This window comes from Sphingopyxis macrogoltabida, assembly GCF_001307295.1.
GTDB lineage: Bacteria > Pseudomonadota > Alphaproteobacteria > Sphingomonadales > Sphingomonadaceae > Sphingopyxis > Sphingopyxis macrogoltabida_B.
The window spans coordinates 1,411,692-1,423,588 of record NZ_CP012700.1; the positions used below are offsets into that span (position 1 = coordinate 1,411,692).

Genomic DNA, 11,897 nt, shown 5'->3' on the forward strand with positions numbered 1-11,897 from the left:
GACGTCGACCGACCGCATCGCAAAAGAGGCGCTGCTTCACAGCCTTCGCCAAGGGTCCTTTAATCAATCTGGCCTAGCGCACCGGAAGCGAGTTTGCAGGTGGAAAGAATTGAAGCTGCTGTCGATCTTGGTGGCTGCGCTGTCGGTAACGGGTTGTCGGGTCGCCGAACAGGTGCGACCTCGCCATGCCCCGATCGCTTCGCTTTCAAATGAGCAGCTTTGGAGCATGGGGTTTCAGCAGGCGGCCATTCAGGAACTTATTTGCAAGGATATCGCTCGGCACGATGCCGTGCGGGTGCTGAAACGGCGCTACGGTGCGCAGGAACGCAGAATTGCCGCGCGCCTAGGCGAGAGAGAGTCCGAGGAGATTATTCTTACGCTACCGCCGTGTTCTCATTTTCTCGGAGCAGAGGATCGCTATGCGGATGCCCTAAGCGAGCTGGAAAAGCGCCTTGAGAGGTCGTAACCGGCCGCGCGCATGGCGTGAGGGTGGTGGCCGGAGAGGGCGGTTGCGACCGATTGCGGGCGCTACCGGGAGAGGTGTGCAATCACGCTTTGACGCAGCGTCGGATATAAAAATGAGAATTGGGTCGCAATGTCCTCGAGGTCATGATCGGTGGCTAGTTTGCTGGGATTGACAATCCGATCATCCGCCCGGCAAGATAGTGGATGCAGTTGTTTATCTTTGTTCGATGTTCATCCTGATCAGTATCACGAGCCATCACAGTGAAAGCTTGAATGGCGGCCGCGACGCTCTCCATAAGCTGAGGGCGTGTGGCAGAGGCGAGTTTTTCTCGAATCTCGTCAATAATCATCTCTATTCCAAAACCGGCGTAGTTGGTGTCCTTCTTGGATGACAAAGGCGCTTACCTGCAAAAGCCTAACGTCCACTTTCACCTCAAAGCGGCCCTCGGCTACCCGTGAAAATCGCTGTCCTATAATGCCATGCCGTGCCAGCCTCGGGGCGATTCTTTGATATCGTCGGCTGTCCGTGAACCGAGCTTGAAGCGACAAAGGAGACAGTTTCGACACGCCTATGCGTATCCATTGTCGCCTTAAAGCCACAAAGGGCACAGTTTCGATGCATGCGTGCGGGGCTTTTGAGGCTTTAAGCGCGCTATTCGGCCCCCAGCTTCCGAAAGCGCAGTTTGCCGTCGGTCCGGTGGAGGACCGTGCGGCCATCTTCGCCAGCTTTCAGGCACGCGCCGTCAAAGGCAACGACGCCCATATCATTGGGGATCAGGTTGACGTGCAGCTTGCCGCCGTCAGCATCGGTCAGCTCGTAGCGCGGGGCAGTAACGTCATAGATCGGCTCGCGAACCTCGATCCAACGCGGGATGCGCTTTTCGTCTTCGGGCAGCGTCCAGCCATAATCCTGCGTATAGTCCTCGACCGGATCGCCGCTATCGAAGCCGATGGTGAAATCGACACCCGCGATGCCCCTGCCGTTCGGCCAACTGACGAACAGCGTCGGGATCGTACCGTCGACTTCGACCGGTTCGGCCTTTTCGAAAGCGGGCGGCACCGGCTTCGGCTCGGTGAACAGGCAGATGGCGTCGCCGCGCGCTTCCCACCGCCCCTCGGCCCGCTCGTCGAGCGCGCCTGCGGCGAGGATATATTGGAAGCGGCCATCGTTCCGGATGAGTAGTCCGCCGCCGACGTCGGGGCCTTCGGCGGGGCTGTATTCGCCGACGAACGGCGAATCCTGCGCCGCGGCGGGCGCGGCGATCAGGGCGGCGGCGAGGAGCAGGGTGCGCATGGTGGCGATCATGCGGTCGTTGGCGCAGGGATGCCAGCCCTTTCCACATCTCACGCCACCTGCTAGGCGCCCGCGCCATGTCCAAACACCCCGACCGCCGCACCTTCGCCATCATCTCGCACCCCGACGCGGGCAAGACGACGCTGACCGAGAAACTGCTCGTCGCGGGCGGCGCGATCCATATCGCGGGCGAGGTCAAGGCCCGCGGTGCGGCCCGCCGCGCGCGCTCCGACTGGATGAAGATCGAACAGCAGCGCGGCATTTCGGTCACCTCGTCGGTGATGACCTTCGAGCATCAGGGGCTCGTCTTCAACCTGCTCGATACGCCGGGGCACGAGGACTTCAGCGAGGATACCTATCGCACGCTGACCGCCGTCGACAGCGCGGTGATGGTGATCGACGCCGCGAAGGGCATCGAGCCGCAGACGCTGAAGCTGTTCGAGGTCTGCCGCCTCCGCTCGGTGCCGATCATCACCTTCGTCAACAAGGTCGACCGGGAAGGCCTGCCGCCGTTCGAACTGCTCGACGAGGTCGCCGACCGGCTGGCGCTCGACGTCTGCCCGATGAACTGGCCCGCGGGCATGGGCGGACAGTTCGAAGGAATTTACGACCTTGTCGATCCCGCGATCATGAAGCCGGGCGGCGATGCGTCGAGGATGTACGAAGGGCATCGCGCGAAGGTTGCCGGGCTCGACGACCCGGCGCTGGCGGCCGAACTCAGCGCGGGCGGGCTCGCGCATCTCAAGGAAGAAACCGAGCTGGCGTCGGCCTGTTACGCGCCCTTCGATGCCGCCGCCTACCGCAACGGCGACCTGACGCCGGTCTATTTTGGATCGGCGCTCAAGGAATTCGGCGTCGTCGATCTGCTTTCGGCGCTCGCCAACCACGCGCCGGGGCCGCAGCCGCAGCCCGCCGAACCCGCACCGGTGCGTCCGGACGACGACGCGGTGACCGGCTTTATCTTCAAGGTCCAGGCGAACATGAATCCGGCGCACCGCGACCGCATCGCCTTCATGCGCCTCTGCTCGGGCAAGTTCGAGCGCGGCATGCGGTTGATGCAGGGCGGCACGGGCAAGGCGATCGCGATCAGCCGCCCGATGCTGTTCCTCGCACAGGACCGCGAAATGGCCGAAGAGGCTTATCCCGGCGACATCATCGGTATCCCGAACCACGGCACGCTGCGCGTCGGCGACACGCTGTCCGAGCGCACCGACATCACGATCACCGGCTTGCCGAACTTCGCCCCCGAAATCCTGCGCCGCGTTGCGCTCGTCGATCCGACGAAGACCAAACAGCTCCGCAAGGCGCTCGACGACATGGCGGAGGAGGGGATCATCCAGGTTTTCTATCCCGAGATCGGCTCGAACATGATCGTCGGCGTCGTCGGCCAGCTTCAGCTCGAAGTGCTGATCAGCCGCCTCGACGCCGAATATAAGGTCGAGGCGAAGCTCGAGCAGTCGCCGTGGGACACCGCGCGCTGGATCGCCAGCGACGATGCCGCGGCGTTGAAGGCGTTTCAGGCCGACCATCGCGGCGCCAGCGCCACCGACCGCGATGGCGCGCCGGTGTTCATGGCGAAGGATGCGTGGGAGGTCGGCTATGTGACGCAGCGCCACCCGGCGATCCGCTTCACCGCGACCAAGGAACGCGTTTTCGCCGACGCGGGTTGATTGCCGCGCCTGATTTCGCCACCATGACGCCGGTTTCGGCAAGGGTGGGGATATCGATGCGCGGATGGATTTTGGCGCTTGCCGCGATGGCAGGCACTATGCCGGGTGTGGCGGCGGCAGCGACGATCGAGTTGCCGATCGTCCCGGGCTTCTGGACCAACGACACCGAAAAATGCGCGAGCGTCCATCACGGCTATGTCTTCGATGGTTCGCGCTGGGGCGCGCTCTATTATTACGGGCCGGGCGGCACCATGGGGCCCGCGGCCGAACTGGAGCCGATCACGCAGGCGCGCCCAGTGGCCGACGGGTTCACCCAGATGCAGTTCGGGGGCTATGACGGCGCGGGCTATTTCCGGATCAAGCCGGCCGGAACCGACCGGGCGCTCTATCGCGTCGGCGCGCCGTTCCGCGACGAAATCCAGGAGACCGACGAGACGCTGATCCGCTGCAGCTTGGCTTCGCTGTCGCCGAAGATGAAGGCTGCGATGCAGCGTTTCGCGCCCGCCGTCGTTAAATAAGACTGAGCAGATCGGCGGGCGCCGCGGCGGCGTCCTCTTCGTCGTCGGTTTCACCCTCGAACTTGCTGAGCGTGACGCCGAGCAGGCGGATGCCCTGTTCGGTGGGCAGCATCGGCGCGAGGATCGCTTCGCCCGCGGCCAGCAGGCCCGCACCGTCGAGGATCGGCGAGGGGACCGATCTTGCCCGCGTGATCGTCCGGAAATCGGCGTAGCGCAGCTTCAGCGTCACCGTCCGTCCGCGCGCGCCCTTCTTCGCCGCGCGGTCCCAGACGACGGTGCAGACATGCGCGAGAGCTTCGTGAATTTCGGTGTCGGTGATCAGGTCGTTGAAGAAGGTGCGCTCGCCGCCGAGCGACTTCAAAGGCCGGTTCGACTTGACGCGGCGATGGTCGATCCCGCGCGCAAGGCGGTGGAGCCAGTCGGCGCTGTTGCCGAAATGCGCCGCGAGCCATTCCATATCCTTCGCGGCAAGGTCGGCGCCGGAGAAGATGCCGAGCCCTTCCATCTTTGCCGCGGTTACCGGGCCGATGCCGTGGAAGCGGCGGATCGACAGCGTCTGGACGAAATCAGCGCCGCGTCCCGGCGGGATGACGGTGAGACCGTCGGGCTTGTTCTGGTCCGACGCGAGTTTGGCGATGAACTTGTTGTACGAAACACCCGCCGATGCGCTGAGCCCGGTCTCTTCGCGAATCCGCCGGCGGATCAGCCGCGCGGTGGCGGTTGCGCTGCCGAGTTCCGCCTTGTCGCGGCTGACGTCGAGATAGGCTTCGTCGAGCGAGAGCGGTTCGACCTCGTCGGCATAGTCGCGAAATATGGCGCGGATCTGGTGCGAGATGTCGCGATAGACCTCGAAGCGCGGCGGCACGAAAATCAGCTCGGGGCACTGGCGCTTCGCGGTGATACTGGGCATCGCCGACCGGACACCGAATTTTCGCGCCTCATAGCTCGCCGCCGCGACGACGCCGCGCCGCGACGAGCCCCCGACCGCGACAGGTTTGCCGCGCAGCGCAGGATCGTCGCGCTGCTCGACCGATGCATAGAAAGCATCCATATCGACATGGATGATCTTGCGAACCGGAACGTCCGCGCCGTCGCCGGCAGGCTGGTCTTCGCCGTCTTCCACCGACGGATCCTAACATGTTGCCAAAATGTTCTCAAACGATATGCGATGCGCGCGCTTGACGGGGGGCGGGCAAAATGGCAATCGCCGCCGACCTTGGAAATGCGGGTATAGCATAGTGGTAATGCTCTAGCCTTCCAAGCTAGCTAGGCGGGTTCGATTCCCGCTACCCGCTCCAGAAGCCTGTTTCAGGGCGTATCACATCATTTACAAATGCAAGGAAATGGCGGTAATCTGCCATTTATCGGCTCGTTGCGTGTCATGGTATCTCATGGCAGCGCCTCGAAAATGGGGCCCCTATCGGGGCGATTTTTGCCGATCGCTCGCTCCAGTTTGGAGCCGGCCAAATGGAGAGATCGTGATGCCGCTAACCGATTCTGCCGTTCGCCATGCTCAGCCGCGGGACAAGCCTTACAAGATGGCCGACAGCGAAGGTCTTTATATCCACATCATGCCGAACGGCAGCAAGCGTTGGAAAATGAAGTACCGATTCGATGGGCTTGAGAAGAAGCTGAGCTTCGGACCATATCCTCGCGTCTCCCTTCGCGATGCCCGCGTTCAGCGCGACGAGGCGCGCAACATGATTATCAAGGGCACCGATCCATCCTACGAGAAGAAGCGCAACAAGCTGCGTGCCCACGTTAACGTTGAAAATACCTTCTCGGGCATATCGCGCGAATATTGCGACAAGCGCCGCCGCGATGGCGACAAGGCCTGGGCCCCATCGACTGCGAAGCGATGCGAGTATCTGCTCAGCCTTCTAGACAACAGCATTGGGAAGATGCCCATCCAGGAGATTGAGCCGATCGATGTCTTGGCCGCTGTCAGGAAGATCGAGGCGCAGGGCAAACTCGAAAGTGCGCGCCGCACAATGCAATTGGCGGGTTCGGTCTTCCGCTACGCCGTCGCGACGGCGCGCTTGCGATCCGATCCGACGCGTGACTTGCGCGGCGCGCTCATCAATCCGACCGTCACTCATTATGGCGCGATTACCGATGCAAGCCAGGTCGGGCCGCTCCTGCGTGCCATCGATGTTTACAAGAGCCAGGGAATGACCGACTGGGCTTTGAAGTTGGCACCGCACGTCTTCGTCCGCCCGGGGGAACTTCGCACGGCTCAGTGGGAAGAATTTGACCTTGATGCGCGAGTCTGGACCATTCCCGCCGAGAAGATGAAGATGCGGAAGCCGCATCACGTGCCACTATCCCGCCAATCGGTGGCGCTCCTTGAGCAAATTCGCGAAATCACCAAGCCTTGGATGTCAAACGGCGTTCAAAAGGGACCCCCGATCGGCGTCGAAGAGGGACCCCCTTTTCGGATAATATGATGCTGGTTTGTTGAAGATGGCCTTGCGCTGCGTGCGGCGGAGGGCGGGCGTAGCCCGACCGGAGGCGCGCGCAGCGCAAGATAGATTTTTGAAGGCGCCGAAGGTGGCTGTCAGCTGCGGTTTTTGAAGCGCCAGCTGTCGTTGCCCGTCTCGACGATATCGCAGTGGTGGGTGACGCGGTCGAGCAGCGCCGTGGTCATCTTGGGATCGCCGAACACGGTCGGCCATTCGCCGAAGGCGAGGTTCGTGGTGATGATGACGCTGGTCCGCTCATAAAGCTTGCTGATGAGGTGGAACAGCAACTGCCCTCCCGAGCGGGCGAACGGCAGATAACCGAGCTCGTCGAGCACGATCAGGTCGAGCCGCGACAGCTGCGCCGCCAGGGTCCCGCCTTTGCCGATCCGGGTCTCCTCTTCGAGGCGTGTCACCAGATCGACGGTGTTGAAGTAGCGGGCGCGAGCGCCCCTTCGCACGACATTGGCGGTGATCGCGATGGCGAGGTGGGTCTTGCCTGTCCCCGTGCCGCCGACCAGCACGATATTGCGGCGAGGCGGGAGGAAGGAGCCATCGTGAAGGGAGCGGATCATCTCCTCATTGATCGGTGTGCCCTCGAAGCTGAACCGCTCCAGGTCCTTCACCACGGGCAGCCTCGCAGCCGTCATCCGATAGCGGATGGAGGCTGCATCCCGGTGGGTCGCCTCAGCACGGAGCAGGTCGGTCAGTATCTCCATGGTGGTGCGCTTGCGCTGGAGGCCGGTGGTGACCGCCTCGTCGAACGCCGCCGCCATGCCCTTGAGTCCGAGGCCGCGCATCGTGTCGATCATATCATGCCGCTGCATCATAGCCTCGCAGCAGATCATAGCGGGCACAGTCGGCGAGCGGAGGATGCTGCAGCATCCGGTCTTCCGAAGTGACGATGCTGTGGGGTGTCGCCGGCTCGCGGCGCCGGGAGAGGATGTTGAGGATCAGCTCGTCGCTGGCCGTTCCGTTCGCCAACGCTTCGCGCACGGCAGCCTCTACCGGCTCCAGGCCATCGGTGAGCACCGCCGAGAGGACCCGCACGAACCTGCGATCGGCCTCGTCCCCGGTGCCGAGCCTTCGCCGTAATCGGTGCAGGGCGGGCGGCAGATCCCAGTCCTGGAACGGTGCGCCGTTACGCAGCGCGCCGGGCTTGTGCGCGAGGACCGGCAGATAATGCCAGGGATCGTATATCGTGCGGTTCCGACCGAAGTGGCGCTCATGCTCCCCGACGATCGCATCGCCGCAGCGTATGACGATGCGATCGGCATAGGAGCGCACCTGAACGGTCCGGCGTGCGGCCGTCGACATGACCGAGTAGCGGTTGCGATCGAAGCTGATGAGGCAGGTGCCGGTGACGGCATGCTCGCTCTCATGGAAGCCGTCGAACGGTGCCAGGATCGGCTGCAGGGCCGGTCGCTCCATATCCAGCGCCTCGGCGACGGTAATATCCCCGCGTTCGGGATGGGCATGATGCTCGGCCCAGCGCCGGCACTCGGCCTCCAGCCACCCGTTGAGCTCGGCCAGGCTGGCGAACCGGAGTCGCGGCTGGAAGAAGCGGCCTCGGATCGTCTGGACCTGCTGCTCGACCTGGCCCTTCTCCCATCCCGCCGCCGGCGAGCAGGCGGTCGGCTCGACCATGTAATGATCGGTCATGATCAGGAAGCGGCGGTTGAACACACGCTCCTTGCCGGTGAACACGGCCGTCACCGCCGTCTTCATATTATCGTAGATACCGCGTCGCGGCACACCGCCGAAGAACGCGAACGCCCGGGCATGGGCATCGAACAGCATCTCCTGGCCCTCGCGCGGATAGGCCCGGACATAGGGTGCGCGCGAGTCGCAGAGACGCATATGCGCCACCTTCACCCGCATCGGCTTGCCGGCGATCTCCACATCCTCGTGGCTCCAGTCGAACTGGTAGGCCTCACCCGGCTGGAAGGTCATCGGGATGAACGCCGGTGCGCCTTCGCCAGCATCCTTCCGCCGCGCAGCACGCCAGCGCGCCGCATAGCGGCGCACCGCATCATAGGATCCATCGAACCCCTCGCGCACCAGCAGGTCATGGATACGCGTCATCCGTAGCCGATCGCGGCGGCCGCGACCTTCGTTCTCCTCAAGCAGCGCATCGAGACGATCCTGATAAGGACCGATCCGCGGCAGCGGCTGGACTTTGCGCTGATAGTTGAACGCCGCCTCCGGCGACCGGATCGCTTTGCGGACGACCTTCCGCGACAAACGAAGGTCACGAGCGATCGCCTTGATCGCCTTACCCGCTGCATGCTCACGCCGAATCCGAACCACTGTCTCCACGATCAACATCCCGTTCTCGCCAACTGATCAAAACCAGTCGGCCGACTAAATCCCCGGGATGAAGGGGTCCTTTTTGCACGCCGATCACCCCACGAAGGGGGTGCCTATTGCACGCTGATCCTCAGATATCCTAGAGAGCGAGCGCTCTGGATCGCCTCAGAACGTCCGCTCTCTCTGTTTGGCTCCCGAAAGCGGACAGTCTCCAACCGTTGAGAGTTTCGGACGCCGCGAGGCGTCGGAAAGTCTTCGATGCCCGAACCGCGGTGGTCATGGAGTGAGCTATGGGGAAAGCTGTTTTGCGGAGATCGTGGGGTAGCTAGGAGCTGCCGAAAAGCGGACGTGCGCGATAGCGGACCGTCTGGATTTAGATCGCAAAAGCGGACGCCAAAAAGCGGACGGACCGATTTTGGTGGTGCGACGTCTGCTTTTGGGCAGCGCCGTGGCGAGCTGGTCCGCTTCCGGGCGCGGGTCTGCCCAGGACGAGGAAGGCGACGGGCCGTGCCGGGTCACGGCGCAGGTGTCCCGGGTGCGAGGGATGGCGGTGGCGGCGCGCGGGACTGGTAGCGGCGCTCGAAGACCTCGATGATGATCATGGTACCACCGCAGCACGGGCAGGTCGGTCGGGGCTCTGCATCGTCGGCGGGCTCGTCGGTCGGTGGAGGTGCGACATCGAGCAGGCGGCGGGCGCGTTCGAGATGATCCTTGCGGTGTGCGCTGGCGAGGAGGCCATAGTGGCGGATGCGGTGGAACCCGCGCGGCAGGGCGTGGAGAAGAAAGCGGCGGATGAACTCGTCGGCGCCGAGCGTCATGACCTGCTGCCGTCCGGCGCCGGCCTTGCGGTAATCCTTGTAGCGGAAGGTGACCCCGGCCTCGTCGAACCGAAGGAGCCGGCTGCTCGATATGGCGACCCGGTGGGTGTAGCGCGCGAGGTAAGCGAGCACGGCCTCGGGCCCGGCGAACGGCGGCTTGGCATAAACGACCCAGCGCTTCTTCCCGACGGGCGAGAGGTGCCGCAGGAAAGCGCGTCGTTCGGCGAGATGCGTGAGGCTGCCAAAGAAGGCGAGCTTGCCGGCGTCGTGCAGCGCGCGCAGCCGGGTGAGGAACAGGCGTCGGAACAGGGCCCCAAGGACGCGGACCGGCAGCAGGAAGGCGGGGCGTGCGGATATCCAGCGCGTTCCATCGCGCGAGATGCCGCCGCCCGGCACGATCATGTGGATGTGCGGATGATGGGTGAGCGCCGAGCCCCATGTGTGAAGTACAGCGGTGATGCCGATCCGGGCGCCGAGGTGCTTGGGATCAGCGGCGATGGTCAGCATCGTATCGGCCGCGGCCTTGAACAGCAGGTCATAGACCAGCGCCTTGTTGTAATAGGCGATAGCGGCGACCTCGGCAGGCAGGGTGAACACGACGTGGAAATAGCCGACCGGGAGGAGATCGGCCTCGCGCGCTTCGAGCCATGTGCGGGCGGCGGCGCCCTGGCACCTCGGGCAGTGCCGGTTGCGGCAGCTGTTGTACGCGATCCGCCAGTGGCCGCAGTCGGTACAGGCTTCGACATGTCCGCCGAGCGCGGCGGTGCGGCAATGCTCGATCGCTGACATGATCTTGAGCTGATGCAGGCTGAGGTGGCCGGCATGGCCGGTGCGATAGGCAGGCCCTGCGGCACGGAAGATGTCGGCAACCTCGAGTGAGGCGCGCACGGACCTTAGCCGTCAGGAACCTCCCCGCTCGGCGATGCGAGCGCGAGCCTGTCGAGCGGGCTGACGATCGACCGAACGGTCTTCGTTGCGACCTGCGTATAGAAGGCGGTGGTGTTTAGCTTGGCATGGCCGAGCAGCGCCTGGATGACGCGGATATCGACGCCGTCCTCGAGCAGATGGGTGGCGAAGCTGTGGCGCAGCGTATGCGGTCCGACGCGCTTGTCGATATCGGCGGCCTCCGCGGCTTCGACGACGACACGGTAGAGCTGGCGCGTGCTGATCGGCGCCGCGGCGCTCTGTCCGGGGAAAAGCCAGCCATCGGGAACGAGGATGCCCTGTTGTCGTCCAGCGCGCCACCAGTCGCGCAGGAGCAGGAGCAGGCCTTCGGGCAGCATGGCATTGCGGTATCGGCCGCCCTTGCCGCGCTCGATCCGCAGCAGCATCCGCTTGCTGTCGATATCGGTCACCTTCAGCGCCGACACCTCGGCAACGCGCAAGCCCGCGCCATAGGCGACCGACAGCGCGGCCTGGTGCTTGAGCGAGCGCGTGGCATCGAGCAGCCGCTTCACCTCGGCCATCGTCAGCACCACCGGGATCTTGCGCACCTGCCTGGTGCGGACCAGCTTGCGCGCGAGATCGGGGCGATCGAGCGTGTGGGTGAAGAAGAACCGCAATGCGCCCACGATGCTGTTCATCGTTGGCGCGGGGACGCCTGCCTGCTGCTGCTCGATCTGGAACTGCCGGATATCCTCGGCGCTCGCAGTGTGGGGCGAGCGTCCGAGCCAGGTCGCGAACCGCCCGACGTCGCGCAGATAGTTACGCTGCGTCTCCTTCGAGAAGCGGCGCATGGTCATATCGTCGATCAGCCGCTGGCGTAGCGGGCTGATCGGGCCAATCTGGATAAGCTCGTTCATCGTTCGACTCCTCAGGTAAAGGAGTCGAAAGGGTCTGCCTGTGGCCGCCGGCGTTCAATCAGGCGCGGCGCTCGCGGGACCGCTTTACATCGAGGCTAGCGCCAATCCGCGGAGCGGTTCGTGCAACGGCCAAACTCGGATCATGCGAGCGATGGCTTCCTAAGTACCGCGCCGACGCTCGATCATCCTGCTTAGCTCAAGGGGGAAGTCGACTTCAGCCTCGACTGCCTGAAATCTCTTCTTGAGTTCTGCGATCCTGAGGAGCGAAGCTGAGTTTGCTTCCCCGTCTCGCCCGTCGAGGTCCGCGCGATAGGCAAGTTCGAGGACGAACAACCGGACAAACTCTGCAAGATCCGGTAGCCCCATCTCGCGAAACCCGGCCCGAGCGGCACCCCAGTTCAGGACCCTCGCGTCGGTGGGCACCGCGATCCTGCGATCTCCGGTCATGAAACCTACCACGACTGCCGTGTTCCATATCAGGATGTCCGTATTACTCATCTTGTCCGCGCCGCCCGCAGAAATCCTCTGTGCGATGTCGCGTAGGACCGTCTCTGAGGTGCG

The 11,897-nt window shown here is 63.8% G+C and carries 12 protein-coding genes and 1 tRNA gene; 5 read left to right on the forward strand and 8 right to left on the reverse strand.

Annotated elements, in window-relative coordinates:
- Positions 1 to 109: 109 nt before the first annotated feature.
- Positions 110 to 466, forward strand: a complete 357-nt coding sequence (locus tag AN936_RS06625) for a hypothetical protein (RefSeq protein WP_054587443.1) — start codon at positions 110 to 112, stop codon at positions 464 to 466.
- A 154-nt stretch (positions 467 to 620) separates the two neighbouring features.
- On the opposite strand, the gene AN936_RS24630 is transcribed toward AN936_RS06625, so the two are convergent.
- Together AN936_RS24630 and AN936_RS06630 are read right to left on the reverse strand one after the other, a co-directional pair.
- Positions 621 to 860, reverse strand: coding sequence for a hypothetical protein (locus AN936_RS24630; RefSeq protein ID WP_149037610.1), 240 nt, complete (start codon positions 858 to 860; stop codon positions 621 to 623).
- 257 nt (positions 861 to 1,117) lie between these two features.
- Complete coding sequence (locus AN936_RS06630; RefSeq protein ID WP_054587444.1) at positions 1,118 to 1,771, reverse strand: hypothetical protein; 654 nt, start codon at positions 1,769 to 1,771, stop codon at positions 1,118 to 1,120.
- A 65-nt stretch (positions 1,772 to 1,836) separates the two neighbouring features.
- On the opposite strand from AN936_RS06630, the gene AN936_RS06635 reads away from it, so the two are divergent.
- Positions 1,837 to 3,429: a peptide chain release factor 3 gene (locus AN936_RS06635; protein ID WP_054587445.1), complete on the forward strand. Its 1,593-nt coding sequence runs from the start codon at positions 1,837 to 1,839 to the stop codon at positions 3,427 to 3,429.
- 56 nt (positions 3,430 to 3,485) lie between these two features.
- Entirely contained in the window at positions 3,486 to 3,947 is a 462-nt protein-coding gene (locus AN936_RS06640) for a hypothetical protein (RefSeq protein WP_054587446.1), read from the forward strand.
- Here the strand turns inward: AN936_RS06640 and dinB are convergent.
- Complete coding sequence (gene dinB, locus AN936_RS06645; protein ID WP_054587447.1) at positions 3,940 to 5,070, reverse strand: DNA polymerase IV; 1,131 nt, start codon at positions 5,068 to 5,070, stop codon at positions 3,940 to 3,942. The genes AN936_RS06640 and dinB overlap by 8 nt on opposite strands.
- A gap of 101 nt (positions 5,071 to 5,171) precedes the next feature.
- Between dinB and AN936_RS06650 the strand changes: the two genes are divergently transcribed.
- Positions 5,172 to 5,245: transfer RNA gene (locus tag AN936_RS06650), tRNA-Gly, on the forward strand.
- Between the two features lie 183 nt (positions 5,246 to 5,428).
- Positions 5,429 to 6,394: a tyrosine-type recombinase/integrase gene (locus tag AN936_RS06655; protein ID WP_054587448.1), complete on the forward strand. Its 966-nt coding sequence runs from the start codon at positions 5,429 to 5,431 to the stop codon at positions 6,392 to 6,394.
- 110 nt (positions 6,395 to 6,504) lie between these two features.
- Here the strand turns inward: AN936_RS06655 and istB are convergent, their stop codons facing one another.
- The 5 genes from istB to AN936_RS06680 form a co-directional block, all read right to left on the reverse strand.
- Positions 6,505 to 7,233 (reverse strand): IS21-like element helper ATPase IstB, encoded by a 729-nt coding sequence (gene istB / locus AN936_RS06660; protein ID WP_031304487.1) that lies wholly within the window; start codon positions 7,231 to 7,233, stop codon positions 6,505 to 6,507.
- On the reverse strand, positions 7,220 to 8,734 hold the full coding sequence (gene istA, locus AN936_RS06665; RefSeq protein ID WP_021238707.1) for an IS21 family transposase: 1,515 nt from the start codon (positions 8,732 to 8,734) through the stop codon (positions 7,220 to 7,222). Before istA ends, istB begins: the two co-directional genes overlap by 14 nt.
- A gap of 497 nt (positions 8,735 to 9,231) precedes the next feature.
- Positions 9,232 to 10,422 carry an IS91 family transposase gene (locus tag AN936_RS06670; RefSeq protein ID WP_054586745.1) on the reverse strand — a complete coding sequence of 397 codons (1,191 nt, stop codon included), beginning with the start codon at positions 10,420 to 10,422 and terminating at the stop codon, positions 9,232 to 9,234.
- A gap of 5 nt (positions 10,423 to 10,427) precedes the next feature.
- Positions 10,428 to 11,336, reverse strand: coding sequence for a tyrosine-type recombinase/integrase (locus AN936_RS06675; RefSeq protein ID WP_054586746.1), 909 nt, complete (start codon positions 11,334 to 11,336; stop codon positions 10,428 to 10,430).
- Positions 11,337 to 11,495: 159 nt separating this feature from the next.
- Positions 11,496 to 11,834, reverse strand: a complete 339-nt coding sequence (locus tag AN936_RS06680; protein WP_149037611.1) for a hypothetical protein — start codon at positions 11,832 to 11,834, stop codon at positions 11,496 to 11,498.
- Positions 11,835 to 11,897: the final 63 nt, after the last annotated feature.